We start from the raw sequence: 26,461 nt of genomic DNA, 5'->3' as shown, positions 1-26,461 counted from the left end.
TTCGCAGGCCGAAAGCCCCACCGCCACCGCAGCGACCCGACGGCCCCGCACCCCGCCGACTGAGCGGCGCCACCGCGCAACCGCACGCACGAATCCACCGCTCCCCTCCCGCACACACGACATGGAGGTCCCGTGACCACGCACCTTCGGCGCCGGGTTCGCGCCCTGGCCACCACCGCCGCCGCGGCCGGACTGGCCCTCGTGGCCGGCTGTTCCTCGGGCGACGGCGGCGCGTCCACCACCACCGCCGGCGGGGTCCAACTGGTCAAGGCCGGACAGCTCACCACCTGCACCCACCTGCCCTACCCGCCCTTCCAGTCCGAGATCGACGGCAAGGTGCAGGGCTTCGACGTCTCCCTGATCGACCTGGTCGCCAAGAAGCTGGGCGTCACACAGCAGATCTTCGACACGCCCTTCGAGAACTTCAAGACCGGGGCGTTCCTGAACTCCGGCCAGTGCGACCTGGCCGCCGCCGGCATGACCATCACCGCGGAACGCAGGAAGAACGTCGACTTCTCCACCCCGTACTTCGACGCCACGCAGGCCGTCCTCGTCGACCGCAAGAGCGGTCTCACCTCCCTGGCCGACGTCAAGGCCAAGGGCGCCAAGCTGGGCACGCAGGCGCAGACCAGCGGCGAGGACTACGCGAAGGGCAAGGGCTTCGACCCGGTCTCGTTCGACTCCTCCGACGCCGTCCTCAGCGGCCTGCGCACCGGCCAGGTCCAGGCCGTCGTCATCGACTACCCGGTCGTCCAGGGCTGGCTCAAGGACAAGGCCAACGCCGACGCGTTCCGCACCGTGGACAACCTCGACACGGGCGAGCAGTACGGCTTCGCCCTGAAGAAGGGCAACACCAAGCTGCTCGCCGCCGTCGACAAGGCCATCGCGGACGCCAAGGCGGACGGCACGTACCGGAAGCTGTACGAACAGTGGATCGGCCCGTACGACGCCGCCGCCGCGTCGCCCGCCGCCTCATGACCGGCCCGGCGCACACCACGGCCCCGCCCCGCGCCAGGAGACTGACCCGCCGCCGGCGGCGCGGGCTGTCCCGGGCCCTGCAGTACGCGGTCTTCGTCGCCGCGCTGATCGCGCTAGCCGTCACCGCGGACTGGGACCGGCTGCGCAACCAGTTCGCGCAGGCGGACCTCGCCCGGCAGATGTTCCCCGACGTCATCACGCTGGCGCTGCGGAACACCGTGCTCTACACCCTGTCCGGCTTCGCCGTCGGACTGGTGCTCGGCATGGTGATCGCCCTCATGCGGCTGTCGTCGGTCGGCCCCTACCGCTGGCTCGCGAGCGTCTACATCGAGATCTTCCGCGGCCTGCCCGCCCTGCTGATCTTCATCTTCGTCGGCGTCGCCGTGCCGCTCGCCTTCCCCGGTACGGAGATCCCCGGCGGGACGTACGGCAAGGTGGCCCTCGCGCTCGGCCTGGTCTCGGCCGCCTACATGGCGGAGACGATCCGCGCCGGCCTCCAGGCCGTGCCCAAGGGGCAGACGGAGGCGGCCCGTTCGCTGGGGTTCTCGCCCGCCCGGGCCATGGTCTCGATCATCGCCCCGCAGGCGTTCCGCATCGTCCTGCCGCCGCTCACCAACGAACTGGTGCTCCTGTTCAAGGACTCCTCGCTGGTGCTGTTCCTCGGCGTCACCCTCCAGGAACGCGAGCTGGCCAAGTTCGGCCGGGACCTGGCCGGCCAGACCGCCAACTCGACGCCGATCCTGGTCGCCGGCCTGTGCTACCTGCTGGTCACCGTCCCGCTCAGCCTCGTCGTCCGCCGCATGGAGTCCAGGACCCAGGAGGCCGTCAGGTGAGCAGCCACCCCGAGATCAGCATCCGCGGCCTGCACAAGTCCTTCGGCTCCACCGAGGTGCTGTGCGGCATCGACCTGGAGGTCGGCCGGGGCGAGGTCGTCTGCGTCATCGGCCCCTCCGGCTCCGGCAAGTCGACCCTGCTGCGCTGCGTCAACCTGCTGGAGGAACCGACCCGGGGCCAGGTGTGGGTGGGCGGCGTCGAACTCACCGACCCCGATGTCGACATCGACGCCGCACGCCGCCGTATCGGCATGGTCTTCCAGCAGTTCAACCTGTTCCCGCACCTGACGGTGACCGAGAACCTCACCCTGCCGCAGCGCCGGGTGCTGCGCCGGGACAGGGCGCGGGCCGCCGACATCGCCGCCCGCAACCTGGCGCGGGTCGGCCTGTCCGAGAAGGCGGACGCCTACCCCGCCGCCCTCTCCGGCGGCCAGCAGCAGCGCGTCGCCATCGCCCGCGCCCTCGCCATGGGCCCCGAGGTCATGCTGTTCGACGAGCCGACCTCGGCACTCGACCCGGAACTCGTCTCGGACGTCCTCGCCGTGATGCGGATGCTCGCCGACGACGGCATGACGATGATGGTCGTCACCCACGAGATGAGCTTCGCCCGGGAGGTCGCCGACCGGGTCGTCTTCATGGACGGCGGTGCCGTCGTCGAGGACGGCACCCCCGACCAGGTCATCGGCGCTCCCCGCACCGAGCGGACCCGGCACTTCCTCGCCCGCCTCCTCGACCCCGCGGCGGCCGCCGCCGAGCAGGGGGCGCCCGACCGGGTGGGCGGTGCGGACTAGCGGCTCACTAAGGTTCGCTACATGAGCGACCACGCGGTGCTGCACGTGAAGGGGCGGATCCTCGCCGGGCCCGACGAGATCCGCGACGAGCTGTGGGTCGTCGGCGGGCAGATCACCTACGACCGTCCGGCCGGCGTCCGCGATCCGGTCACCGTGACCGGCTGGGCGCTGCCCGGCCTGGTCGACGCCCACTGCCACGTGGGCCTCGGCACGGGCGGCCCGGTCGACGCGGACACCGCCGAGAAGCAGGCGCTGACCGAACGGGAGGCGGGCGCCCTGCTGCTCCGCGACGCGGGCTCGCCCTCGGACACCCGCTGGATCGACGACCGCGTGGACCTCCCGCGGATCATCCGGGCCGGCCGGCACATCGCGCGCACCCGCCGCTACATCCGTGACTTCGCCCACGAGATCGAGCCGGACCAGCTCGTCGCCCACGTCGCCCAGGAGGCGCGGCGCGGCGATGGCTGGGTCAAGCTGGTCGGCGACTGGATCGACCGCGGCGTCGGCGACCTGGCGCCCTGCTGGCCGCGCGAGTCCGTGGCGGCGGCCATCGCCGAGGCCCACCGCCTCGGCGCCCGGGTCACCGCGCACTGCTTCGCCGAGAACTCGCTGCGCGACCTGGTCGAATCGGGCATCGACTGCATCGAGCACGCGACCGGGCTGACCCAGGAACTGATCCCGCTGTTCGCCGAGCGCGGCGTGGCGATCGTCCCGACCCTCGTCAACATCGCCACGTTCCCGCAGCTCGCCGACGGCGGCGACACCAAGTACCCGCGCTGGTCCGCGCACATGCGGCGGGTGCACGAGCGGCGCTACGACACGGTGCGCGACGCCTACGACGCCGGCATCCCGGTGTACGTCGGCACGGACGCCGGCGGCTCGCTGGCGCACGGTCTGGTCGCGGCCGAGGTCGCCGAGCTGGTCACCGCCGGGATCCCGCCGGTGGACGCGCTGTCGGCGACCAGCTGGGCCGCCCGTGCCTGGCTCGGCCGGCCCGGGCTGGCCGAGGGAGCGCCCGCCGACCTGGTCGTCTACGAGGCGGATCCGCGGGCGGACGTACGGGTGCTGGCGGCACCGCACCGGGTGGTGCTGCGGGGGCACGTCGTTCAGTAGCCGAGCAGCCGAGCTGCCGAGTGACCAGGTGGCCGAGCGCGGTGGCGGTGCGGGGAGCGAACGAAGGGGAACTCCTGTGCCCGAGGATTCGAAACCCTTCACGGAAAGCCCACGAATGAGTGAAGTGACCGAGGATTGCTGACTGTTCACCCACAGTGCGTAATCCTGTCCGGGTCCCAAGCACATTCCACTGGGGGTCCCACGACCTTGAACAGCAACAAATTCCGTATGCCCGCACGCCGTCTGGCCGCCGTCGCGGCGGCCACGGCTCTCGCCGCGGGCCCGGCGGCGCTGGCCGGCGCGAGCGCCGCGCACGCGACCACCGGCCAGGGCCGCGCCGACGCCGTCGTCCTGCGCACCGGACTCGACGTGTCCCTGCTCAACAAAACCGTGAACGTCCCGCTCGCGGTCACCCTCAACGAGGTCCAGGCGCCGCAGAGCGCCGACCGGACCGCGCTGTCCGCCCGGCTCGACGGCGTGGACGGCGGCAAGCCGTTCACGGTGCTCGGCGCGGACGTCGCCTCCGCCCGGGCCACCGTGACCGACGGCCGTGCCGAGGGCTCCGTGCACCTCGCCCACGCCAAGCTGCACTTGCCCGGCCTGCCGCTGCTCTCCCTCGTCGAGATCGAGACCGTCACCTCCAAGGCGACCTGTGAGGCCGGGAAGCCGCCCGCCGCCTCCGCGAACGTGCTAGGCACGGTGACGGTGCTCGGCAAGCGGGTCACGCTCGGCGCGGACGGTCCGACGGACGTCAAGGTGCCCGGCGTCGGCGAGGTCCGTCTCGACCTGGCGAAGCGGGCGACCACGACCCGTACGGCGGCGGCCACCGCCCTCGAACTGAAGGTCTCCGTCAACCCGTTGAAGCTGAACGTGGCCGAGGTCGAGGGAACCGTCACCCTCGCCAAGGCGACCTGCGAGACGCCCGCCGCGGCCGACACGCCCGGCGGGGCGGCCGACCCGGTGAAGCCCACGGATTCCGCGGAGCCGGGCGGATCCGGGTCCGACCCGAAGCCCCAGGGCGGCGCCGCGCAGACCGGCCTCGCCGAGACCGGCGGCAGCTCGACGACGCCGTACCTCGCGGCCGGCGCCCTCGCGCTCGTCGTGGTCGGCGGCGGAGCGCTGGTCCTGGCACGCCGCCGGAGCTGACCTTCCGCGGGCACCCGCCCACCGGCCCCTCCCGCCCGCGGGAGGGGTCAGTGCGGGCCCGGTCCGGCCGGGGGGCCGGCCGGGCCGGACAGCGCGGAGTCCAGGGCGCACAGCAGGCCGTCCGTCGTGGCCCGGTCACGTACCGCGACCCGGACCCAGTCCGGGCCGAGCCCCGGGAAGGTGTCCCCGCGGCGCACGGCGTAACCGAGATCCCGCAGCCGCCGCCGTACCCCGGCCGCGTCCGCCATGTGGACCAGGACGAACGGTCCTTCCGCCGATTCCGCCACCCTCACCCCGCGCGCGGCGAACGCGGACAGGCCCGCCACCAGGTGGGCCCGGTCGGCCGCGACGCGGAGGGCCGCCTGCGCCGCCTCCGCCAGCGCCCGGGGCGTCACGCACGCCTGCGCCGCCGCCAGCGCCGGCGTGGACACCGGCCACAGCGGCTGGGCCCGCGCCAGCTCCATGACCTTCTCCGGGGCGGCCAGCAGGTAGCCGATCCGCAGCCCGGCCAGGCCCCACGTCTTGGTCAGGCTGCGCAGCACGACGAGGCCGGGCACGTCCGTCCGGCCGGCCAGCGCCTCGCGCTCGCCCGGCACGGCGTCCATGAACGCCTCGTCCACCACCAACGTCCGCCCGGGACGGGCGAGCCGGGCGAGCGTCGCGGCCGGGTGCAGGACCGAGGTGGGGTTGGTCGGGTTGCCGACCACCACCAGGTCGGCCTCCTCGGGCACGGCCGCCGGATCCAGCCGGAAACCGTTCGCCGCACGCAGCAGCACCCGGTCCACGGTGTGCCCCGCGTCCCGCAGCGCCGCCTCCGGCTCGGTGAACTGCGGGTGCACCACCACCGGCCGGCGCACCTTCAGGGCGCGGGCGAGCAGGACGAACGCCTCCGCCGCACCCGCCGTCAGCAGCACCCGGTCCGCCGCGACCCCGTGTCGCGCCGCCACCGCCGCCCGCGCGGCGCGTGCGTCCGGGTAGGCCGCGAGAGCGGCCAGCGACCCGGCGATGTGCTCCCGCAGCCAGCCGGGCGGGGTGCCGGCGCGGACGTTCACCGCGAGGTCGACCAGTGCCGGGCCCGCGCCGCGGACCTCGGCGTCCCCGTGATGGCGCAGGTCGTCCGGTCCGGTGTCGTCCGCGGCCGGCACGGGTGGGTCCCCGTCAGCGGGCATGAGCGTGGCCGTCGTGGGAATGACCGTGGTGGGAATGGCCGCCGTGCGGGTGGGTGCCGTCGTCGTCCGGGTGGAAGTGCGGCTGCTGCGGCAGACCCACCTTGTGCTCGAAGCCCGGCAGCGCGATCCGGTACACGCACGCGTCGCAGTTCATCCGCACCTCGCCCGCGACGGCCTCCGCGTACCGCTCCATCACCAGGTCCAGCAGCTCCGGCTCCGGGCCGATGACGTCCGCGCAGCGCACGTCCAGTTCCGGATGCGCCGCCGCCCAGCCCTCGGCCTGCTGCGCCACCCGCTCCGGCAGCACACCGGTGAACAGGAAGTACGGCAGGACCACGATCCTGCGCGCCCCCAGCCGGGCGCACCGGTCGAGCCCGCTCGGCACGTCCGGCGCGGCCAGCGACACGAACGCGGTCTCCACGCCCGCGTACCCGCGCCCCTCCCACAGCAGCCGCGCCGCCTTGACCACCTCGGCGTTGGCGTCCGGGTCGGTGGAGCCCCGGCCGACCAGCAGCACGGTCACGTCGGCCCGGTCGGCGGGCGTGCGCGCGGCGGTGCCCAGCGCCTGGTCGAGCCGCCGTTCCAGCACGTCCAGCAGGGCCGGATGGGGGCCCAGCGGGCGGCCGTAGGCGTACGAGATCCCGGGGTGCCGCTCCTTCTCGCGGGCCAGCGCCGCCGGTATGTCGCCCTTGGCGTGTCCCGCGGACACCAGCATCAGCGGCACGGCGGCGAACCGGCGCACGCCCTGTTCCACCAGGTCGGTCACGGCATCGGCGAGCGGCGGCGCGGAGAGTTCGATGAAGCCGCCCGCGACGGGCAGTTCGGGATGACGGCGGCCCAGCTCACGGACGAACGCACGGAACGCCTCGGCTCCGGTTTCGTCCCGGGTGCCGTGGCCGGCGATGAGCAGAGCGGGCGGCGGGGTGGTCACTGAATCTCCTCGGTCGGTGCAGCGGGGGGTTGGTACAGAAGGGCGTTGAGGGCCGCGGCGGCCACCGCCGAACCGCCCTTCTCGGACACGTTGCTGACGGCGGGCAGCCCGCTCGCGCGCAGCGCGGCCTTGGCCTCGGCCGCGCCGACGAAGCCGACGGGCAGGCCGATGACGAGCGCGGGGGAGGCGTCCAGCGTCAGCAACTCCTCCAGGGCGGTCGGCGCGCACCCGATCACCCACAGCGCCCCGGGGCCGACGGCGTCGTGGGCGAGCCGGACCGCGTGCGCCGAACGGGTCAGGCCCGGCCCGGCGACGGCGTCCCCGAGCCGGCAGACGGTCTCGCGGCGCGTGATGCCGGCCGCGACCATCTCCACGTCCACCACGACCGGCGCCCCGGCGTGCAGCGCGGCGTGCGCCCGCACCAGGTCGGATTCGGCCATGACGAGGTCGTTCGCGTACTCCAGGTCGGCGGCCGAGTGGATCACCCGCTCCACCACCGCCCGGGTCAGCGGTGCAAGGCGTGAGGTGTCCAGACGGGCCCGCAGCCGCCGGAAGGACTCCTGCTCGATCGGATGGATCACACGGTCCCCATGGTTCACATGGGTCATGTGGTTCACACGGTTCACCGGGTCTCCTCCTGTCGGGTGTCCTGCCGGTTGTCCTGCCAGCGGTAGCCGCGCGGGGTCACCATGCGTCCCGCGATCCGCCGGGTCGCCGTGTTCCCCACGGTCACGACGGTCATCATGTCGACCGCCGCCGGGTCGACGTCCGCCAGGGTGGTCAACTGGCTGGTTTCGTCCGGCCGCGAGGCGTTGCGGACCACCCCGACCGGCGTGGCCGGCGCGCGGTGTCCGGCGAGGATCGCCAGCGCCCTGGGCAACTGCCAGTCGCGGCCCCGGGAACGCGGATTGTAGAACGTCACCACGAGGTCCGCCTCGGCCGCCGCCCGCACCCGCCGCTCGATCACCTCCCACGGCGTGTGCAGGTCGGACAGGCTGATCGAGACGTGGTCGTGGCCGAGCGGCGCCCCCAGGACCGCCCCGGCGGCCAGTGCCGCGGTCACCCCCGGCACACCGACGACGTCGATGTCGTCGGACGCCTCGGCGAGCGCGGGGGAGGCCATGGCGTACACGCCCGCGTCCCCGCTGCCGATCAGCGCGACCGCGTGCCCCGCGCGGGCCTCGGCGACCGCCGTGCGGGCCCGTTCCTCCTCGGCGCCGAGCCCGGACTGGAGGATCCGGGTGCCGGGCCGCAGCAGATCGCGGATCTGGCCGACGTACTGGTCGAGCCCGACGAGCACCGAGGCACGCCGCAGTTCGGCCTTCGCACGCGGCGTGAGCAGGTCCCGGGCGCCCGGTCCGAGGCCGACCAGGGCGAGCCGCCCGCGCCCCGGCCGCCGGACCACCGCGCAGGTCGCGGCCGCGGGCCGGGCCGCGGACTTCCGCTTCGGGACGAGGAGTTCGCCGCCACCGAGCAGCGCGGCGGCCTCGGCGACCGACGGGGTGCCGACGGCGGCGAGCGGCGCCGCGGACGGGTTCGGCACCTCGACCCGCGCCAGTCGGGCGGCGGAGTACGTCATCAGGGGCACCCCGAGCCGTTCGGCGGCGGCCACGACGCCCGGTTCGCCGGCCTTGGCGTCGACGGTGGCCAGGGCCGCCACGGACGCCGCCGACAGCCCGGCGTCCCGCAGCGCGTCCCCGACCAGCTCCAGCACCTCGCCGGCCGGGACGCCGCGGGAGGCGCCCACCCCGACCACCAGCGTCGGCGGCCGCAACAGCACCTCGTGCGCGCCGGGTACGACGTCCCGGTCGGTCACCCGGATCGTGTACGCCCCGGTGGCGGTGGCCTCTTCACCGGTGGTGGCGGTGTCGGCGACCGGCAGGGCAGGCAGCGGCCAGGTCACCTCGCGGTCCAGGGCGACCGGCGTGCCGTCGAGCAGTGCCCGCGAGACGGCCGCGACGGCCCCCTCGACCGGCAGGCCGAGGGTGTCGAGACCGGGTACGTCCACCGCGTCCGTCGCCGTCGTCACCACCGGCAGCGCGCCCAGCAACCCGCCGACCTCGCGGGCGAGTTCGTTGGCGCCGCCGCCGTGCCCGCCGAGAAGCGACACGGCGAACCGCCCGGCCTCGTCCACGCACACCACACCCGGGTCGGACGCCTTGCCGCCGAGCAGCGGGGCGACGAGCCGCACCACGGCACCGGTCGCCAGGAAGCACACCACTTGCGCGCACTCGGCGAACGCGGTCCGTACGGCGTCCGCGACGGGACCCCCGTACACCCGCGTCCGCTCCGGCCACGCCGCGGCCAGCCGGTCGCGCGCCGCCGCCCCCGCCGCGGTGGCGGAAATCAGGCCGATCACTGGGCAACTCCTTCGACACTCGCGCGGGGCCGTTCGCCCCACAGCAGGAACACGGGATTGGCGGCCGCGAGCCGGGTCACCTCACCGGGCAGCGGGGCGAGCCGCGACGACTGCAACAGCACCCCGGCGCAGGAGAACCCGGCGCCGGTGAGCGCGGCCCGCGCGGCGGGCACCCGGTCCACGGCGGCCAGCGCGACCACCACCGTCCGCCGCGCCCGCCGGGCGCACGCGGCGACCACGGCGGGCAGTTCGCCGCCCCCGCCGCCGACGAACACCGCGTCCGGATCGTCCAGTTCCGTCAGCGCGGCCGGTGCCTCGCCGTGCACCACCCGTACGTCGACCTGGTGGGCCGCAGCGTTCGCCCGGATCCGCTCGACGCCGTCCGCGGCCTTCTCCACGGCCACGACGGCGGCACCCAGCCGCGCGCACTCCACCGCCACCGACCCCGATCCCGCGCCCACGTCCCACACCAGGTCGCCCAGGCGCGGCCCGAGCCGGGCCAGGGCAAGGGCCCGCACCTCGAACTTGGTGATCATCGAGTCGCGGTGCGTGAACTCGGCCTCGTCCAGGGCCCAGCCGGCCGGCCGGGCGCCCGGCCCGGCCACCGTCCGCATCCCGCCCGGCGCCCGGGACTCGGCCAGGCAGACGACGACACTCACCGCCGTACCCCAGTCGCGGGCGGCGGCCTCGGCGGGCGTCACGCGCTCCACCCGCTCCCGGTCCGGATCGCCGAGCGCGCTCGCCACCACCAGCACCCGCCCCGCCCCGAGCGCCGCGCCCAGCTCGGCGGGGCCCGCGCCCGGCCCGGTCAGCACCGCCACCTTGGGGTGCGCCCGGCAGGCGTTGACGGCCGTGCGCAGCCCGCGGCCGTGCGCGCTGACGACCACCGCGTCCTCCCAGGGCAGCCCGATGCGCGCGAACGCCGCCGCGACCGACGACACCCCGGGCCGCACGGCGAGCTGCCCGGAACCGAACCGTTCCGCGAGCGCCCGCACGATCCCGAAGAACCCCGGGTCCCCGGAGGCGAGCACCGCCACCGGCCGGGCCGCGCGGACGTACGCCCCGATGGTGTCGAGGGCGGGCGCGAGCGGCCCGAGCACCAGCCGCTCGGCCCCGTCCGGCAGCCGTACCGCGTCCAGGTGCCGCCGCCCGCCCACGACCAGCTCGGCACCGGCCAGGGCGTCCGCCGCGACCGGGGTCCCGGTGCCCGCGCCCACCACCGTGATCAGCGCCGTCACGGGCGCGCGCCCCGCCCGCGCAGGGCCCTGCGGGCCTCGGGGTCGGCCCTGCGGAAACCGTGGAAGTGACCGGGGTGGTAGAGGTGCGAGCGGGTGCCGTGCGCGGCCAGCGCCGGACCGACCAGGAACAGCGTGTGCTTCCACAGCCGGTGCTCCTTGACCGTCTCCTCCAGGGTGCCGATCGTGCAGCGCGCGACCAACTCGTCGGGCCAGGTCGCCCGGTACGCGACCACGGCGGGCGTATCGGTCGGATAGCCGCCCTCCAGCAGCTCCCGCACCAGCTGGCCGCTGCGCGCGGCGGACAGGAAGACGGCCATGGTGGTGCCGTGCCGGGCGAACTCGCGCACCTCCTCGCCGGGCGGCATCGGCGTCTTGCCGCCGCCGAGCCGGGTGAGGACGACGGACTGCGCGACCTCCGGGACGGTCAACTCCCGCCCCGCGAGCGCGGCGACGGCGGAGAACGCGGAGACACCGGGCACGATCTCCGTCTCGATCCCGATCTGCGCGCACCGGTCGAGCTGCTCCTGCGTGCCGCCCCACAGGGCCGGGTCGCCGGAGTGCACCCGCGCCACCCGCAGCCCCTCGGTGTGGGCCTGCCGGTAGACGGCGACGACGTCCTCCAGCGCCAGGGCCGCCGAGTCCAGGATCCGCGCGTCCTCGCGGGCGTGCTCCAACACCTCCGCCTGGACCAGGCTGGCCGCCCAGATCACCACGTCGGCCTCGGCGATGGCCCGCGCGGCACGGAACGTCAGCAGATCCGCGGCGCCGGGCCCGGCACCGACGAAGGTCACCTTGCCGGTGGGGGCAGCGGCCATGAGAAGGGTCCTCTCGTACGAAAAGTCATGGTTGGTGCAGGGGGTGGGCGGGCCGGATGTGCGCGGGTGGCGGCTGATCGGATAGCAAAGGCGCATGGCTGTCTTCGTCGCGCTCGGCGCGTTCCTGATGACGCTGGCCGGCGGCTGGACGGCACAGCGGGTGACCGATCGCCGCCACCTGGTCCTGGGCCTGGCCGGCGGCCTGATGCTCGGTGTGGTGGGTCTGGACCTGCTGCCCGAGGCGCTGGCGGCGGCCGGCAAGGAAGTGTTCGGCGTGCCCTGCGCCCTGCTGCTGTTCGTGGCCGGTTTCCTGCTGGCCCACCTGGTGGAGCGGCTGCTCGCGGCCCGCCGTGCGGCCCACGGCGGGGCGGAAGGGGTCGCCACGGCACTGTCCGCGTCGCCGGCGGCGGACGGGGCGGACGAGGTGGAGGGAGCGCATTTGGCTCACGGGGCTGACGGGGCTCACGGCCCGGGTCGGTCCTCCGGGCCGCCACGCCCGGCCGCGCCCGGCGCCGCTGCCGCGGTCCCGCTCACCGCGCCGTCCCCCACCGGCGCGCACCCGCACACCCAGGACCTGCGGTCGCCGGAGGTGGGGCTCACCGCGGCCGGCGCGATGGTCGGCCACAGCGCCATGGACGGCGTGGCGATCGGCGCCGCCTTCCAGGTCGGCGGCGGCATGGGCCTGGCCGTCGCGCTCGCGGTGATCGCCCACGACTTCGCCGACGGCTTCAACACCTTCACCCTCACCCGGCTGTACGGCAACGCGCGCCGCAGGGCGCTCGCGATGCTGTTCGCGGACGCCTGCGCACCGCTGGTGGGCGCGCTGTCCACGGTGTTCTTCACCATCCCGGAAGGGCTGCTCGGCGGCTATCTCGGCCTCTTCGGCGGCGTGCTGCTGTATCTCGCCGCCGCCGAGATCCTCCCCGAGGCGCACCACCAGCACCCCGCCCGCTCGACCGTGCTGTGCACCGTGGCCGGGGCCGCGTTCATCTGGCTGGTGGTGGGTGTGGCCGGGTGAGGTCTGCGGGCGGCGGGCGTGAACGACTGACGCCCGCCGCCGGGTGCGACCGGCAGACGCCCGCCGCCGGGTGACCCGGCCGCGGCCCCCGTTCGGAATCCGCCCGCCGCGGGCGCCTTCGGCCGAGCGCGTCGCGACGGCCGTCACAGCTTGCCGCCCCGTGAGCCGTCGCGCCGGGCCGGTGCGATGAGCGTGGACAGGTACGGCAGCGGCGTCCCGTCGAGAGCGGCGGCGGGCCGCACGGACTCCTCCGGCAGACCGAGCGCCGACCCCCAAACCGCGTCCCCGAGCCGCCCGCTCGCCCGCAGCGCCGCGGCCACCTCGGCGGCCTGCCGCCCGAACTTGTACGCGACGACCGTGCCGGGCCCGGCCAGCGCCTCCTTGAGCACCGCCGCCCCGGCGGTCACCGGTACCAGCGTGAGCGGCTCGGTCCCCTCGGTCAGCACGGCACCCGACCGGGCCGCGAGATCCTGCATGGCGGTGATGCCGGGCACCGTCTCCACGACCACCCCCGGCACCAGTTCCGCGATCGTCTGCGCGAGATAGGTGAAGGTGGAGTACACGTTCGGGTCGCCGATGGTCGCGAAGGCGACCGTGCCGCGCTCCCGCAGCAGTGCCGCGACCCGCGCCCCGGCCGCGTCCCAGGCGGCCTCCCGACGCGCCCGGTCCGTGCGCTCGTTGAGCGCGAACACCACCCGGACGACCTTCTCCCCGGGCACGTAGTGCAGCACCGTCGCCTCGGCACGCCCCCGCTCCCCGCTGTCCATGACGGGTACGACGACGACCGCGGCGGCGCGCAGCGCGTTCACCCCCTTCACGGTCACCAACTCGGGGTCGCCCGGCCCCACCCCGACACCGATCAGCCTGCTGCTCATGACGTCCGGCACCTCTCCACGAACCGACGGGCCACGCCGGGCCGTGCCGCCCAGTGCGTGTGCAGATAACTCGCGTGCACCCCGTGCTGCACAAAACCCTCGACGCGCCGCTCGGGGCCCCGCACGCCCCACGCCGGGGCCGTCCCCGCCCCCGGCTCGACGACGGTCCGGTGGAACTCGTGCCCCCGCATCCGTGTCCCCGCCGCGGCCAGCACACTGTCGCCGACGGCGACGGCGTCCCGGTAGCCGAGGGTGAGCCGCTCGCTCATCCGCGCGCCGGCGTCGAGTACCCCGCACATCGGCAGCCCGTCCAGGTCCCGGCACAGATACAGCAGCCCCGCACACTCGGCGGCGACCGGAGCACCGGATTCGGCGAGGTGGGCGACGGCCCCGCGCAACGGCTCGTTGGCGGACAGCTCCTCGGCGTACACCTCGGGGAACCCGCCGCCGACGACCAGCCCGCGGGTGCCCTCCGGCAGCCGCTCGTCCCGCAGCGGGTCGAACGGTACGACCTCGGCGCCGGCGGCGATGAGCAGTTCGGTGTGCTCGGCGTAGGAGAAGGTGAAGGCGGCGCCACCGGCCACGGCGATCCGCGGTCCGGCGATCCGCGGTCCGGCGTGCGGCGCTCCGGGAACCGGCGCTCCGGGCGGGGGCACGGAGGCCGCGACCGGTGGCGGCTCGGCACCGCAGGCCGCCAGCGCCGCGGCGGCGTCCCAGGCCGCCGCGGGCAACGGACCCGCACCCCGGGCCAGCCGCAGCAAGCCCTCCAGATCGCACCCGTCGGCGACCATCGCCCCCATCGCGGCCACCGCCGCCACCGCCGCCGCGTCCCGCTCGGCCGCCGGCACCAGCCCCAGATGCCGGGACGGCGTCGACACGGCCGCGGCCCGCCGCAACGCCCCCAGCACCGGCACCCCGACCGACTCCAACGCCTCCCGCAGCAACGCCTCGTGCCGGTCGGACGCTGCCTTGTTCAGGATCACCCCGCCGATCCGCACCGCCGGGTCCCAGGTGGCGAACCCGTGCACCAGCGCGGCCACCGACCGCGACTGCGCGGACGCGTCCACGACCAGCACGACCGGCGCCCCGAGCACCTTCGCCACCTGCGCGGTGGACGCCAGCTCGCCCTCCCCGGCGGCCCCGTCGAACAGCCCCATGACCCCCTCGACGACCGCGACGTCACAGCCGCGCGCCCCGTGCGCGAACAGCGGGCCGATCAGCTCCGGGCCGCACAGGTACGCGTCGAGATTGCGGCCCGTGCGCCCGGCGGCCAGCGTGTGGTAGCCGGGATCGATGTAGTCCGGCCCGACCTTGTGCGGGGAGACGGCGAGCCCCCGGCCGGCCAGCGCCGCCATCAGCCCGGTGGCCACCGTGGTCTTGCCGCTGCCCGACGCGGGCGCGGCGATCACCAACCTGGGTACGGACGTCACCACTCGATGCCCCGCTGGCCCTTCTGCCCCACGTCCATGGGGTGTTTGACCTTGGACATGTCGGTCACGAGGTCGGCGTACCCGACCAGCCCGTCGGGCGCGTTCCGACCGGTGATCACCACGTGCTGGGTGCCCGGCCGGCCGCGCAGCACCTCCACGACCTCGTCGGTGTCGACCCAGCCCCAGTGCAGCGGGTACGCGAACTCGTCCAGCACGTACAGCCGGTACGTCTCGGCCGCCAGGTCCCGTTTGACCTGTTCCCAGCCCTCCCGGGCCTTCTCCTCGTTGCTGGTGTTGTCCCCCTGGAGGCCCTGCTGGACCCAGGACCAGCCCTCGCCCATCTTGTGCCAGGCGACGGACCCGCCCTCGCCGGAGTCCCCGAGCACCCGCAGCGCCCGCTCCTCGCCCACCTTCCACTTGGCCGACTTGACGAACTGGAACACCCCGATCGGCCACCCCTGGTTCCAGGCGCGCAGCGCGAGCCCGAAAGCGGCCGTCGACTTGCCCTTGCCGACGCCCGTGTGCACGACGACCAGCGGACGGTTGCGCCGCTGCCGTGTCGTCAGCCCGTCGTCCGGTACGACATCCGGTTTCCCCTGCGGCATCAGGCGGCCCTCCTCGACGTTGCGCGTACATCCCTGACCAGAGCGGTGATCGAGTCCGCCCGCAACTCGTCGAGCGTGACGGCCGTACCGCCGAGACCGGCGGCGAGCCGCGCCGCCAGCCCCAGCCGCACCGGCCCCGACTCGCAGTCCACGATGACGCAGGCGACCTGCTCCGCCGCGAACAGCCCGGCGGCGCGCTCCGCCAGCGCGACCGGCTCCGGGCCGCCCGTGGCCCGTCCGTCGGTCACCACCACGACCAGCGCCCGCCGCGCCGGATCCCGCAGCCGCTCCACCCGCAGCACCTCGTGCGCCTTGAGCAGTCCGGCCGCGAGCGGCGTCCGCCCGCCGGTCGGCAGCGACTCCAGCCGCGCCGCCGCCGCGTCCACCGACGAGGTCGGCGGCAGCGCCACCTCGGCCGCGGCCCCCCGGAAGGTCACCAGGCCCACCTTGTCCCGCCGTTGGTAGGCGTCGAGCAGCAGCGACAGCACCGCGCCCTTCACGGCGCCCATCCGCTGCCGGGCCGCCATCGAACCGGAGGCGTCCACGACGAACAGCACGAGGTTCCCCTCGCGCCCCTCCCGCGTCGCCTGCCGCAGATCGTCCCCGCGCACCACGAGGCCCGGCCCGGACCGACCGCGGGCCCGCTGGTGCGGCGCGGCGGCCCGTACGGTCGCCGTCAGGTGCAGCTTGGTGAGCACCCCGCGGGGCCGCCGGGCCCCCGTCGTGCGGCCCTGCTCGGTGCGCGCCCGGGACCGCCGTCCGGCGGCGCCCTCGCCGAGCCCCGGCACGCTCAGCACCTTGGTACGGAAGGGCTCGCCGGCCCCTGCCGCGGACTGCTCGCCGGCCCCGGAGGGCGCGGGCTCAGCCGTGTCCGGCCGCTCGCCGGCCCTGGAGGGCGCGGACTGCGCCGAACCCGCTTCCTCGGGCCGCGCCCCGGTGTCCCCGTCCGGCGGCCCGGCGTCCGGCTGCCCGCCGCCCCCGCCGCCCCCGCCGTCCGGTCCGTCAGGGCCGGGACCGTCGGGATCGGGACCGTCGGGATCGCCGTCGCCCGCGCCGGCGAACTGCTCCAGCGTCTCGTCGAGTCTGTCCTCGTCGAGCCCGGGCGCGTCGAACGGGTTGCGGCGGCGCCGGTGCGGCAGTGCGAGCAGCGCGGCCTGCCGCACGTCCTCGGCGAGCACGTCGGTGCGCCCCGCCCACGCGGCCAGCGCGGTCGCCGTGCGCGCCATCACGATGTCGGCGCGCATCCCGTCCACCTCGAACGCCGCGCAGGTCGCCGCGATCTGGCGCAGCGCCCCGTCGCCCAGCCGCACCCGCGGCAGCAGCTCCCGGGCCGCGACGACGCGGCGGCGCACCGTGGCCTCCTCGTCGGCCCACCGCGCGGCGAAGGACGCCGGATCGTCGTCGTACGCGAGCCGCCGCCGTACGACCTCCACCCGCTGTCCGGGCTCCCGCGAGGCGGTCACCTCGACGGTCAGCCCGAAGCGGTCCAGCAACTGCGGCCGCAGTTCGCCCTCCTCGGGATTCATGGTCCCCACGAGCAGGAAACGCGCCGCATGCCGGACGGAGACGCCCTCGCGCTCGACGTACGAGGCGCCCATCGCCGCCGCGTCCAGCAGCAGGTCGACCAGATGGTCGTGGAGCAGGTTGACCTCGTCGACATAGAGGATGCCGCGGTGCGCGTCGGCCAGCAGACCGGGTTCGAACGCCTTTACGCCCTCCGTGAGCGCCCGCTCGATGTCGAGGGCGCCGACCAGCCGGTCCTCGGAGGCACCGACGGGCAGCTCCACCATGCGGGCCGGGCGGGACCCGGACGCCCCCGGCGCGTGCGGCCCGTCCGGGCACGCCGGGTCGGGCGAGTGCGGGTCGCAGGAGAAGCGGCACCCGGAGACCACGTCGACCCGTGGCAGCAACGCCGACAGCGCCCGCACGGCCGTGGACTTGGCGGTGCCCTTCTCGCCGCGCACCAGCACACCGCCGACCGCCGGGGACACCGCGTTCAGCAGCAGCGCCAGCCGCAGATCGTCCTGGCCGACGACGGCCGTGAACGGAAAGGGAGTACTCACTTCTCGTCGCCCTCCAAGTCGCCCTCCAGCTCCAGGTAGGTGTCCCGCAGCCGCTCCAGCGTCCGAGCGTCCGGCTCGGCCCACAGCCCGCGGTCGGCCGCCTCCAGCAGGCGTTCGGTGATGCCCCGCAGCGCCCATGGGTTGGACTTCTTCATGAAGTCCCGGTTCTCGGCGTCGAAGACGTACTCCGCGCTGAGCTTCTCGTACATCCAGTCGTCGACCACGCCCGCTGTGGCGTCGTACCCGAACAGGTAGTCCACGGTCGCCGCCATCTCGAAGGCGCCCTTGTAGCCGTGCCGCCGCATGGCCGCCATCCAGCGCGGGTTGACGACCCGGGCCCGGAAGACCCGGTGGGTCTCCTCGCCGAGGGTCCGTGTCCGCACCTGGTCCGGCAGGGCCGAATCGCCCACGTACGCCTCCGGGCCCCTGCCGGTGAGGTGCCGCACCATCGCCACCATGCCGCCGTGGTACTGGAAGTAGTCGTCGGCGTCGACGAGATCGTGTTCGCGGGTGTCCACGTTCTTCGCCGCCACCGCGATCCGCCGGAACGCCGTCTCCATGTCCCCGCGCGCCGCCCGGCCGTCAAGACCGCGCCCGTAGGCGTAACCGCCCCACACCGCGTACACCTCGGCCAGGTCTGCGTCGCTGCGCCAGTTGCGGGCGTCGATCAGCGGCAGCAGCCCGGCTCCGTACGCGCCCGGCTTGGAACCGAAGACGCGGGCCGTCGCGCGCCGCCGGTCCCCGTGCTCGGCGGTGTCCTCGTCGGCGTGCGCCCGGACGTAGTTGGACTCGGCGGGCTCGGGCAGCTCGGCCACCGCCCGTACCGCGTCGTCGATCAACCCGACGACGTGCGGGAACGCGTCCCGGAAGAAACCGGAGATCCGGACCGTGACGTCGATGCGCGGTCGGCCCAGCTCCGCCAGGGGGACCACCTCGAAGCCGGTCACCCGCCGTGAGGCGTCGTCCCACACCGGGCGGCAGCCCAGCAGCGCCAGGATCTCCGCGATGTCGTCGCCCTGGGTGCGCATCGCGGACGTGCCCCAGACGGTCAGACCGACCGACCTCGGGTAGGCACCGGTGTCACTCAGATACCGCTGCACCAGCGAGTCGGCGAGCGCCTGCCCGACCTCCCAGCTCAGCCGCGACGGAATGGCCTTGGGGTCGACGGAGTAGAAGTTCCGGCCGGTCGGCAGGACGTTGACCAGACCGCGGGTCGGCGAGCCCGACGGGCCCGCCGGGACGTACCCGCCGTCCAGCGCGTGCAGGATGTGCCCGATCTCGTCGGTCGTCCGGGCCAGCCGCGGTACGACCTCGGCGCAGGCGAACTCCAGCACGGCGACCGCGTCCGCGAGGCCGCTGCCCAGCACCTCGCGGACCAGCGGCGCGCACGCGGCCGTGGCCCAGCCGCGGTCCTCCATGCCCTCGGCGAGCCGCCGGCACAGCGCCTCCAGCAGATCGACGGCGTCGGAAGCCGTCCGGGCCGGACCCTCGACCAGGCCGGTCAGCTCGGCCGGCACCTTCACCGCCGCGCCCGGCTCGGCCAGCAATTCCTTCTCGCTGAGCCCGAAGTGAGCGGCCAGCGACGCCCGCAGGCCGGGCAGCGCGTTCGCCCGGCCGCCCCACACCTGGGCGGCGCGCAGCACGGCGAGGACCAGGTTGACGCGCGCTCCGCCGACCGGGCCGCCGCCCAGGACGTGCAGGCCGTCGCGGATCTGCACGTCCTTGATCTCGCACAGATAGCCGTCGACGTGCAGGACGAACTCGTCGAAGTCGGCGTCCTCGGGCTGCTCGGCCACGTGCAGGTCGTGGTGCAGTTCGGCCGCCTTGACCAGGGTCCAGATCTGGGCCCGGACGGCGGGTGCCTTCGCCGGGTCCAAGTCGCTCACCAGCGCGTACTCGTCGAGCAGTTGCTCCAGTTTGGCCAGGTCGCCGTAGGTGTCGGCGCGGGCCATCGGCGGCACCAGATGGTCGACGACGGTGGCGTGCCCGCGCCGCTTGGCCTGGGTGCCCTCGCCGGGGTCGTTGACGATGAACGGGTAGACCAGCGGCAGGTCGCCGAGGACGGCGTCCGGGGCGCAGCCGGCGCTCAGGCCGAGCCCCTTGCCCGGCAGCCACTCCAGCGTGCCGTGCTTGCCCATGTGCACGATCGCGTCGGCGCCGAAGCTGTTCTCCAGCCAGCGGTAGGCCGCCAGGTAGTGGTGGGACGGCGGCAGATCGGGGTCGTGATAGATCGCGATCGGGTTCTCGCCGAAGCCGCGCGGCGGCTGGATCAGCACGACGACGTTCCCGAACCGGAGCGCGGCCAGCACGATGTCGTCGCCGTCCACGTAGAGACCGCCCGGCGGCTCGCCCCACGCCTCCAGCATGGCGCTGCGCAGCTCCGGGTCGAGGGTGTCGAACCACGCCCGGTAGTCGGCGAGCGGCACCCGCGCGGGCGCGGCGGCCAGTTGCTCCTCGGTGAGCCATTCGACGTCGTGGCCGCCGGCCTCGATCAGCCGGTGGATCAGCTCGTCGCCGCCCGCGGGGTACTCGGTGAGCGAGTAGCCGGCCGCGCGCAGGGCGTCCAGCACCCGCACCGCCGACGCGGGCGTGTCCAGGCCGACCGCGTTGCCGACCCGGGAGTGCTTGGTCGGGTAGGCGGTGAAGACGAGCGCGATCCTCTTGCCGGCGTTCGGCTTGTGCCGCAGCCGCGCGTGCCGCACGGCGATGCCCGCGACGCGGCCGGCCCGCTCGGGGTCGGCGACGTACACCGGCACGTCGTCCGGGCCCTGCTCCTTGAAGGAGAACGGCACGGTGATCAGCCGCCCGTCGAACTCCGGGATGGCGACCTGCATCGCCGCGTCCATGGGGGACAGGGCCGCGTCGGACCCGTCCCAGGCGTCCTTCGACGAGGTGAGGCACAGCCCTTGCAGGACGGGCACGTCCAGCCCGGCGAGCGCCCCGACGTCCCAGGCTTCCTCCTCGCCGCCCGCCGACGCCTGCGAGGCGTGCGTGCCGCCCGCGGCGAGGACGGTCGCCACCAGCGCGTCGGCCCGGCCGAGGATCCGGTACAGCTCCGCGTCGGCGTCGCGCAGCGAACCGCAGTACACGGGCAGCGCGTTCGCGCCGCGCGCCTCGATCGCGTCGCACAGGGTGTCCACGAAGGCGGTGTTGCCGCTCAGTTCGTGGGCCCGGTAGAAGATCACGCCGACGGTCGGACGGCCCTCGACGACGGCCCGCTCGCCGTGCACGCCGAACTCCGGCATCGTCCGCGGCCCGTCGAAGCCCTCACCGGTCAGCAGCACGGTGTCGGACAGGAACCGGGCGAGTTCGGCGAGGTTGCCCGGCCCGCCCTCCACCAGGTAGCGCAGCGCCTCGGCGACCACCCCGGACGGCACGGACGACTCGGCCATCAACTCGGCGTCGGGCACGCTCTCGCCGCCGAGCAGCACGGTCGGGACCCCGGACGCCCGCAGCGCGGCCAGCCCGTCCTCCCAGGCCCGTTTGCCGCCCAGCAGCCGGACGACGGCGAGGTCGGCCCGCCGCAGCAGCGCCGGCAGGTCCTCGGCGACATCGATCCGGGTCGGGTTGCCGATCAGGTAGGACGCGCCGCAGGCACGTGCCGCCAGCAGATCGGTGTCGGCGGTCGACAACAACAACACTGTGCTCATGCGGGCGCTCCCGGTGGAATGAAGGGCAGTCCTCGTGGCGCGCCCGACTCGATGAGCCGCCACAGCGCGTCCGTGTCCGCGTGCTGTTCGATCAGGTCGCCGAGCCGGTCGAGCTGCTCCTCGCGCAGCGCGGCGAACGAGGTGTCGGGGGCCGGTACGAAGCGCCGCCCCGCGGCGGCGGCCACCTCGCGCAGGAACGCCCGCCGGAAACCGTCCGACTCCAGCGAACCGTGCCAGTGCGTGCCCCAGACCGCGCCGGCCCGGCAGCCGTCGAGAAAGGGCTCGCCCCCGATGACGTCGGCGACGCCGTGATGGATCTCGTAGCCCTCGACCCGCTCGCCGAACGCCTCGCCGACGGGCCGGGCAAGGGTCTTCTCCCGGGCGAACCGCACCCGTACCGGCAGCACACCCAGCCCGCTCACCTGCCCGGCGCGCGACTCGACCGTGTCCTCGATGTGCTCGCCGAGGAGCTGGAAGCCGCCGCACACGCCGAGGACGGGCCGCCCCTCGCGGGCCCGGTCGCACAGCGCCTGCGCGAGCCCGCGCTCCCGCAGCCACGCCAGCGCCCGGACGGTGCCCCGGGTCCCGGGTACGACGACGAGATCCGCGTCGGCCAGTTCCTGCGGCCGGTCCACGAACCGTACGACCACGCCCGGTTCGGCGGCCAGCGCGTCCACGTCGGTGAAGTTGGACATGAGCGGCACGGCGCAGACCGCGACGCGCAGTACGTCGTCGCCGACCGGTGCGGCCACCGCCGACTCCCGCACCGCGCCCCGCAGGGAGACGGCGAGGCCGTCCTCCTCGTCGATGCCGAGGCCGGGCCAAAACGGCAGGACGCCGTAGGCGGGCCGCCCGGTCAGGCCGCGCAGCATGTCGAGCCCCGGCTCCAGCAGGCCGACGTCCCCACGGAACTTGTTGACCAGGAACCCGGCGACCAGCTCCTGGTCCTCGCGGGACAGCAGCGCCACGGTCCCGAAGAACGACGCGAAGACACCCCCGCGGTCGATGTCGCCGACCACCAGCACCGGCAGCCGCGCGTTGCGGGCGATGCCCATGTTCACGATGTCGGTCCGCCGCAGGTTGATCTCCGCCGGACTCCCCGCGCCCTCGCAGATCACCACGTCGTACCTGTCCCGCAGCGTGGCGAGGCAGTCGAGCACGGTCCCCAGCAGCCGTTCCTGACGGCCGCCGTGGTACCCGCGTGCGCTCAGCTCGCCCACCGGCCGGCCCATCAGCACGACCTGACTGCTCTGCTCCCCGCCGGGTTTGAGCAGGACCGGGTTCATCAGCGCGGTCGGTTCGATCCGGCACGCCTGGGCCTGCATCGCCTGGGCCCGCCCGATCTCGGCGCCCTCGCGGGTGACGAACGAGTTCAGGGACATGTTCTGCGCCTTGAACGGCGCGACCTCGACGCCCTGCCGCACCAGCCACCGGCAGATCCCCGCCGTCACCACGCTCTTGCCCGCGTCGGAGGTGGTACCGGCGACGAGCAGCCCACCACCGCTCATGACCTGCGCCCCCGCGCGGCGAGACGCGCGGCCGTCGTGACGGCGAGCGCGAGCACGCCGACCCGGCGGGAGAGCCGTACGGCGGCTTCGATGTCCGCGGCGGCGACGGCACGGCCGCCGCAGTTGAGCACGGGCCGGTGCTCGACCCGCCCCCCGTACGACAGCGTCCCGCCCAGCCGCAGGCCCAGCGCCCCCGCGAAAGAGGCTTCCACGGGACCGGCGTTGGGGCTCGGATGCCGGTGGGCGTCGGCCCGCCAGGCCCGCAGCGCACCGAGCGCGTCCGGGCCCGAGACGGCGGCCAGCGCCGCGGTGAGCCGTGCCCCCGGCCAGCCGGTGACGTCGTCGAGCCGCGCCGCGGCCCACCCGAACCGCCGGTGCCGCGGCGACCGGTGCCCGACCATCGCGTCGAGGGTGTTCACCGCACGGAAAGCGACGAACCCGGGCACCCCGCCCAACGCCCCCCACACCAGTGCCCCGACGACCGCGTCGGACGTGTTCTCCGCCACCGACTCCACGACGGCCCGCGCGATCCCCTGGGCGTCGAGGGTCTGCGGATCCCGCCCGCACAGATGGGGCAGCCGGGCCCTCGCCGCGGCGACGTCCCCCGAGTCGAGGGCCCGCCGGACGGCCCGGGCCTCCCGGGCGAGCGAAGTCCCGCCCACCACCGCCCAGGTGACCGCGCCGGTCAGTGCCACGGAAGCGGCGGGGGAGGTGCGCACGGCCCGCCGGGCCAGCGCTCCGAGGCCCGCGGCACCGCCGACGCAGACGGCCGTGTGCAGGGCTCCCCATCCCCGGTGGTCCCGCCACAGCACCCGCTCCGCCGCGCCCGCGGCACGCCCGAACCCGGCGACCGGATGCCCGTGGCGCGGATCGCCCACCAGCAGATCGCCGAGGAGGCCGAGAGCGGCGCCGTACGCGAAGACGCGATCGGCACGCACCGGTTCAGCCGGCCGTCGGATCGGGAATCGACCTGGTGCTGTACCTCAATCCGCAGCCGAGCATGGCGGTATGTCCTCACTCAGGGTGTCCACGCCCTGGTTCGACGAGACCGACGGCGAGAGTTCCTGGCTCCCGGGAAGTCCTTCCCGGTGACAGTGGCGGGACCGCGCCGGATTCGCACCGGCTTCCTCTCCTTGCCGCCGTACATGGCCCAGGAAGTCCACCACGTGCCCCGAAGAACCGTCAACTAGCCGTTGACCTGCAAGGGAAGAGTGTGCCCAGCCTCATACCCACCCCCACCAGGCCCCGCAACCCCACCACCCACATCCCCACACACCGAACCCGCCCCAAAGAGACGCGAGAAGTTGCCTGGCGAACCACCGGGCATCCGCACCCGAACGACGGCGCTCGCTCACGTGGGGGCGCGGGGAACTGCGCGGGGAACCACGACGCTCCGGCGGTCGTGCGAGGACGCTCACTCACGCGGGGGCGCGGGGAACGGCGCGAGGAACTTCCCCGCACCCACAGCGGAGCGACCCCGTTCCGAGGCTCCCGCGGACCGCTCATCCCGCGATCAAGTAGATCCCGTACCCCACAGCCCCGGCGCACGCCGCAAAGCAGGCATACGCCCCACTCAACGCCAACCCCGCGGAACCGCCGCGCGCAACAGCCCGTTCACGGCGCGACAAGCCGGCCACGCCGAGGGTGAACAGTCCCACGAGCGCGACGGTGACCCCGAGACTGACGCCGAAGACGGACCCGAGAGTCGCCCAGTCGATGTTCATGGTGATGGCTTCTTCCTTGGGTCTCAGACGGTGGCGCTCGGCGGCCCGGCCGGATCGGCGGCGACGGGCGCGGTCGAGGCGAGCGTGGTGGCCGGCCCGCCCGTCGCCTGCGGCGAACCGACGGAAGCGACGGAAGCGACGGAACCGATGGAACCGACGGAACTCACGGCTCCGACCGAACTGACCGCTCCGACCGAACCGGCGGAACCAGAGCCGATCGTGGCGGACACCGCACCGACCGGCCCGAACGGAACGGCCGACGCCCCGGTGCTGTTCACCTCATTGACGTTGCTGTGGTCCACGACCTCGCGTCGCGAGACCCGCCAGATCCCCACGGCGGAAGCGACCAGGCAGACCGCCACCCCCGCGGTGCCCCCGTCACCCAGCTCCGTGACGATCTCCGCGAGCGCACCGACGAGCGCGGCGGCCGGCAGCGTCAGCGCCCAGGCGATGCACATCCGGCCCGCCGTCGACCAGCGCACCACTCCGCCCTTGCGGCCCAGCCCCGCGCCCATCACGGAACCGGAGACGACATGCGTGGTGGAGAGCGAGAAGCCGAGGTGCGAGGAGGCCAGGATGGCGGTCGCCGCGCTGGTCTGGGCGGCGAAGCCCTGCCGCGGCCGGAGGTCGGTCAGCCCCTTGCCCATCGTGCGGATGATGCGCCAGCCGCCGAGGTAGGTGCCGAGCGCGATGGCGAGCCCCGCGGAGAGGATGACCCAGGTGGGCGGGTTCGAGCCGGGGGCGATCGCGCCGCCGGCGATCAGCGCCAGGGTGATGATGCCCATCGTCTTCTGGGCGTCGTTGGTGCCGTGGGCCAGGGAGACCAGGCCCGCGGAGGCAATCTGGCCGGCCCGGTACCCCTTCTCGGCCGCCCTGCCCTCGGCGGCGCCGTCGAGCGAGTACGACAGCCGGGTGGCGAGCAGTGCCGCCACCCCGGCGACGAGGGGCGCGGCGAGCGCCGGGACGAGGACCTTGGTGACGAGCACGTCGCCGTGGACGGCACCCGTGCCGGCGGAGGCGACGGCGGCGCCGATCAGACCGCCCGTCAGTGCGTGCGAGGAGCTTGAGGGCAGGCCCACCAGCCAGGTCAGCAGGTTCCAGAGGATCGCGCCCACCAGGGCGGCGAAGATGACCTCGGGGCGGATGCCCGTCTCGTCGACGAGACCCTTGGAGATCGTGTTGGCGACCTCGACGGAGAGGAAGGCGCCCACCAGATTGAGGGTGGCGGACAGGGCCACCGCCACTCGGGGTTTGAGTGCGCCGGTCGAGATGGTCGTGGCCATCGCGTTGGCGGTGTCGTGGAAACCGTTCGTGAAATCGAACGCGAGCGCGGTGATCACCACGATCGCGAGGATCAGCGAGAAGCCTTCCATTTACCCAGGCATTCGTTCGAAGTCGTTGGCTGGTTGAAGGTAGGAAACCTGGATGAACGAAAGATGAACTGAGGTGGTACTCGGAGTGTCACATGCGAGGGAGGTTCCGGCGATCTGTTGAACGGATCCAGATCGCCCGGCAGGATCGCGACATGGCTGGACAGCGCCGGGAGCACGGACCTGGAGACGCGGGCCCCGAGACGGCCCGCGCCTGGGTCGCCCTGGTCGCCGCGGCCCGCCGCACCGTGTCCGACGGACTGGTCGTCGGCACCTCCGGCAACGTCTCGGTACGCGTCGGTGACCTCGTGCTCGTCACTCCGTCGGGTGTGCCGTACGACCGGCTCACCCCGGACGACCTGACCGGCGTGGACCTGGACGGCCGGCAGGTGCTCGGCACCCTGGTGCCCACCAGCGAACTTCCCATGCACCTCGCCGTCTACCGGGCCACCGACGCGCGGGCCGTCGTCCACACCCACGCCCTGTGTGCCACGGCCGTCTCGACGCTCGTCGGCGAACTGCCCGCGATCCACTACATGTCGGCCGCGCTCGGCGGCCCGGTCCGGGTCGCCCCCTACGCCGCCTACGGCACCGAAGAACTGGCCGGGAACATGCTCCGCGCCCTCGACGGCCGCTCGGGCTGCCTCCTGCGCAACCACGGCGCGATCACCTACGGCGCCACCCTCGACCAGGCGTACGACCGCACCGCCCAGCTGGAGTGGATGTGCCGCCTGTGGCTGACCGCGTCCTCGGTACCCGGCCGCACCCCCACCCTGCTGACCCCGGCCCAACTGACCGAGGCGGCGGACCGCCTGGGCGACTACGGCCAGCATTCCTGACCTGCC

At 74.5% G+C, this 26,461-nt stretch carries 22 protein-coding genes and 1 riboswitch; of the genes, 7 read left to right on the top strand and 15 right to left on the bottom strand.

What is annotated here, in order from left to right:
• Positions 1-132: 132 nt before the first annotated feature.
• The 5 genes from ACFYPJ_RS28355 to ACFYPJ_RS28335 all read left to right on the top strand — a co-directional run bounded on the left by ACFYPJ_RS28355 (position 133) and on the right by ACFYPJ_RS28335 (position 4,861).
• Positions 133-978, top strand: coding sequence for an ABC transporter substrate-binding protein (locus ACFYPJ_RS28355; protein ID WP_389022962.1), 846 nt, complete (start codon positions 133-135; stop codon positions 976-978).
• Positions 975-1,811 (top strand): amino acid ABC transporter permease, encoded by an 837-nt coding sequence (locus ACFYPJ_RS28350; RefSeq protein ID WP_389022959.1) that lies wholly within the window; start codon positions 975-977, stop codon positions 1,809-1,811. The genes ACFYPJ_RS28355 and ACFYPJ_RS28350 overlap by 4 nt, the downstream gene beginning before the upstream one ends.
• The gene (locus ACFYPJ_RS28345; protein WP_389022956.1) at positions 1,808-2,602 is read left to right on the top strand and encodes an amino acid ABC transporter ATP-binding protein; all 795 of its coding nucleotides are present in this window, start codon (positions 1,808-1,810) and stop codon (positions 2,600-2,602) included. The genes ACFYPJ_RS28350 and ACFYPJ_RS28345 overlap by 4 nt, the downstream gene beginning before the upstream one ends.
• A gap of 21 nt (positions 2,603-2,623) precedes the next feature.
• Complete coding sequence (locus ACFYPJ_RS28340; RefSeq protein ID WP_389022953.1) at positions 2,624-3,715, top strand: amidohydrolase family protein; 1,092 nt, start codon at positions 2,624-2,626, stop codon at positions 3,713-3,715.
• 207 nt (positions 3,716-3,922) lie between these two features.
• Complete coding sequence (locus ACFYPJ_RS28335) at positions 3,923-4,861, top strand: SCO1860 family LAETG-anchored protein (RefSeq protein WP_389022950.1); 939 nt, start codon at positions 3,923-3,925, stop codon at positions 4,859-4,861.
• 47 nt (positions 4,862-4,908) lie between these two features.
• On the opposite strand, the gene cobC is transcribed toward ACFYPJ_RS28335, so the two are convergent.
• The 6 genes from cobC to cobM are packed head-to-tail and all read right to left on the bottom strand — an operon-like array spanning position 4,909 to position 11,373.
• Entirely contained in the window at positions 4,909-6,030 is a 1,122-nt protein-coding gene (gene cobC / locus ACFYPJ_RS28330; RefSeq protein WP_389022947.1) for an Rv2231c family pyridoxal phosphate-dependent protein CobC, read from the bottom strand.
• Positions 6,020-6,961 (bottom strand): sirohydrochlorin chelatase, encoded by a 942-nt coding sequence (locus tag ACFYPJ_RS28325; RefSeq protein ID WP_389022944.1) that lies wholly within the window; start codon positions 6,959-6,961, stop codon positions 6,020-6,022. Before ACFYPJ_RS28325 ends, cobC begins: the two co-directional genes overlap by 11 nt.
• Positions 6,958-7,569 (bottom strand): precorrin-8X methylmutase, encoded by a 612-nt coding sequence (locus ACFYPJ_RS28320; RefSeq protein ID WP_389023113.1) that lies wholly within the window; start codon positions 7,567-7,569, stop codon positions 6,958-6,960. Before ACFYPJ_RS28320 ends, ACFYPJ_RS28325 begins: the two co-directional genes overlap by 4 nt.
• Positions 7,570-7,583: 14 nt before the next feature.
• The gene (cobJ, locus tag ACFYPJ_RS28315) at positions 7,584-9,320 is read right to left on the bottom strand and encodes a precorrin-3B C(17)-methyltransferase (protein ID WP_389022941.1); all 1,737 of its coding nucleotides are present in this window, start codon (positions 9,318-9,320) and stop codon (positions 7,584-7,586) included.
• Positions 9,317-10,549, bottom strand: a complete 1,233-nt coding sequence (gene cbiE / locus ACFYPJ_RS28310; RefSeq protein WP_389023110.1) for a precorrin-6y C5,15-methyltransferase (decarboxylating) subunit CbiE — start codon at positions 10,547-10,549, stop codon at positions 9,317-9,319. The genes cobJ and cbiE overlap by 4 nt, the downstream gene beginning before the upstream one ends.
• 5 nt (positions 10,550-10,554) lie before the next feature.
• On the bottom strand, positions 10,555-11,373 hold the full coding sequence (cobM, locus tag ACFYPJ_RS28305; protein WP_389022938.1) for a precorrin-4 C(11)-methyltransferase: 819 nt from the start codon (positions 11,371-11,373) through the stop codon (positions 10,555-10,557).
• Positions 11,374-11,467: 94 nt separating this feature from the next.
• Between cobM and ACFYPJ_RS28300 the strand changes: the two genes are divergently transcribed.
• Entirely contained in the window at positions 11,468-12,391 is a 924-nt protein-coding gene (locus tag ACFYPJ_RS28300; RefSeq protein ID WP_389022936.1) for a ZIP family metal transporter, read from the top strand.
• A 143-nt stretch (positions 12,392-12,534) separates the two neighbouring features.
• Here ACFYPJ_RS28300 and cobI read toward each other — a convergent pair whose 3' ends face one another.
• From cobI to ACFYPJ_RS28255, 9 genes are all read right to left on the bottom strand, one after another.
• Positions 12,535-13,266, bottom strand: coding sequence for a precorrin-2 C(20)-methyltransferase (cobI, locus tag ACFYPJ_RS28295; protein WP_389022933.1), 732 nt, complete (start codon positions 13,264-13,266; stop codon positions 12,535-12,537).
• Positions 13,263-14,699 carry a cobyrinate a,c-diamide synthase gene (locus ACFYPJ_RS28290; RefSeq protein ID WP_389022930.1) on the bottom strand — a complete coding sequence of 479 codons (1,437 nt, stop codon included), beginning with the start codon at positions 14,697-14,699 and terminating at the stop codon, positions 13,263-13,265. The genes cobI and ACFYPJ_RS28290 overlap by 4 nt, the downstream gene beginning before the upstream one ends.
• Positions 14,693-15,301 carry a cob(I)yrinic acid a,c-diamide adenosyltransferase gene (cobO, locus tag ACFYPJ_RS28285; protein ID WP_389022927.1) on the bottom strand — a complete coding sequence of 203 codons (609 nt, stop codon included), beginning with the start codon at positions 15,299-15,301 and terminating at the stop codon, positions 14,693-14,695. Before cobO ends, ACFYPJ_RS28290 begins: the two co-directional genes overlap by 7 nt.
• Positions 15,301-17,364, bottom strand: coding sequence for a putative cobaltochelatase (locus tag ACFYPJ_RS28280; protein WP_389022924.1), 2,064 nt, complete (start codon positions 17,362-17,364; stop codon positions 15,301-15,303). The genes cobO and ACFYPJ_RS28280 overlap by 1 nt, the downstream gene beginning before the upstream one ends.
• Complete coding sequence (cobN, locus tag ACFYPJ_RS28275) at positions 17,361-21,014, bottom strand: cobaltochelatase subunit CobN (RefSeq protein WP_389022921.1); 3,654 nt, start codon at positions 21,012-21,014, stop codon at positions 17,361-17,363. The genes ACFYPJ_RS28280 and cobN overlap by 4 nt, the downstream gene beginning before the upstream one ends.
• Positions 21,011-22,522 carry a cobyric acid synthase gene (locus tag ACFYPJ_RS28270; RefSeq protein WP_389022918.1) on the bottom strand — a complete coding sequence of 504 codons (1,512 nt, stop codon included), beginning with the start codon at positions 22,520-22,522 and terminating at the stop codon, positions 21,011-21,013. The genes cobN and ACFYPJ_RS28270 overlap by 4 nt, the downstream gene beginning before the upstream one ends.
• Entirely contained in the window at positions 22,519-23,460 is a 942-nt protein-coding gene (locus ACFYPJ_RS28265; RefSeq protein WP_389022916.1) for a cobalamin biosynthesis protein, read from the bottom strand. The genes ACFYPJ_RS28270 and ACFYPJ_RS28265 overlap by 4 nt, the downstream gene beginning before the upstream one ends.
• A gap of 97 nt (positions 23,461-23,557) precedes the next feature.
• Positions 23,558-23,721, bottom strand: a riboswitch (cobalamin riboswitch).
• 303 nt (positions 23,722-24,024) lie between these two features.
• Positions 24,025-24,246 carry a hypothetical protein gene (locus ACFYPJ_RS28260; RefSeq protein WP_389022913.1) on the bottom strand — a complete coding sequence of 74 codons (222 nt, stop codon included), beginning with the start codon at positions 24,244-24,246 and terminating at the stop codon, positions 24,025-24,027.
• 23 nt (positions 24,247-24,269) lie between these two features.
• A complete protein-coding gene (locus ACFYPJ_RS28255; RefSeq protein ID WP_389022910.1) occupies positions 24,270-25,619 on the bottom strand; it encodes an anion permease in 1,350 nt (449 codons plus the stop codon).
• A 152-nt stretch (positions 25,620-25,771) separates the two neighbouring features.
• Here ACFYPJ_RS28255 and ACFYPJ_RS28250 point away from each other — a divergent pair, with 152 nt between their 5' ends.
• The gene (locus ACFYPJ_RS28250) at positions 25,772-26,455 is read left to right on the top strand and encodes a class II aldolase/adducin family protein (protein ID WP_389022907.1); all 684 of its coding nucleotides are present in this window, start codon (positions 25,772-25,774) and stop codon (positions 26,453-26,455) included.
• The last annotated feature ends 6 nt before the right edge of the window (positions 26,456-26,461 follow it).

The organism is Streptomyces sp. NPDC006012 (genome assembly GCF_042871185.1).
GTDB lineage: Bacteria > Actinomycetota > Actinomycetes > Streptomycetales > Streptomycetaceae > Streptomyces.
This window is presented reverse-complemented; position numbering and strand designations above follow the sequence as displayed.

Bases quoted from the DNA above. Each gene is read 5' to 3' on its own strand.
- ACFYPJ_RS28250 (WP_389022907.1), top strand. From the start codon at position 25,772: ATGGCTGGACAGCGCCGGGAGCACGGACCTGGAGACGCGGGCCCCGAG.
- ACFYPJ_RS28350 (WP_389022959.1), top strand. From the start codon at position 975: ATGACCGGCCCGGCGCACACCACGGCCCCGCCCCGCGCCAGGAGACTG.
- ACFYPJ_RS28340 (WP_389022953.1), top strand. From the start codon at position 2,624: ATGAGCGACCACGCGGTGCTGCACGTGAAGGGGCGGATCCTCGCCGGG.
- ACFYPJ_RS28255 (WP_389022910.1), bottom strand. From the start codon at position 25,619: ATGGAAGGCTTCTCGCTGATCCTCGCGATCGTGGTGATCACCGCGCTC.
- cobC (WP_389022947.1), bottom strand. From the start codon at position 6,030: ATGCCCGCTGACGGGGACCCACCCGTGCCGGCCGCGGACGACACCGGA.
- ACFYPJ_RS28260 (WP_389022913.1), bottom strand. From the start codon at position 24,246: ATGAACATCGACTGGGCGACTCTCGGGTCCGTCTTCGGCGTCAGTCTC.
- ACFYPJ_RS28320 (WP_389023113.1), bottom strand. From the start codon at position 7,569: ATGACCCATGTGAACCATGGGGACCGTGTGATCCATCCGATCGAGCAG.
- cobI (WP_389022933.1), bottom strand. From the start codon at position 13,266: ATGAGCAGCAGGCTGATCGGTGTCGGGGTGGGGCCGGGCGACCCCGAG.
- ACFYPJ_RS28300 (WP_389022936.1), top strand. From the start codon at position 11,468: ATGGCTGTCTTCGTCGCGCTCGGCGCGTTCCTGATGACGCTGGCCGGC.
- cobM (WP_389022938.1), bottom strand. From the start codon at position 11,373: ATGGCCGCTGCCCCCACCGGCAAGGTGACCTTCGTCGGTGCCGGGCCC.
- cobN (WP_389022921.1), bottom strand. From the start codon at position 21,014: ATGAGCACAGTGTTGTTGTTGTCGACCGCCGACACCGATCTGCTGGCG.
- ACFYPJ_RS28270 (WP_389022918.1), bottom strand. From the start codon at position 22,522: ATGAGCGGTGGTGGGCTGCTCGTCGCCGGTACCACCTCCGACGCGGGC.
- cobO (WP_389022927.1), bottom strand. From the start codon at position 15,301: ATGCCGCAGGGGAAACCGGATGTCGTACCGGACGACGGGCTGACGACA.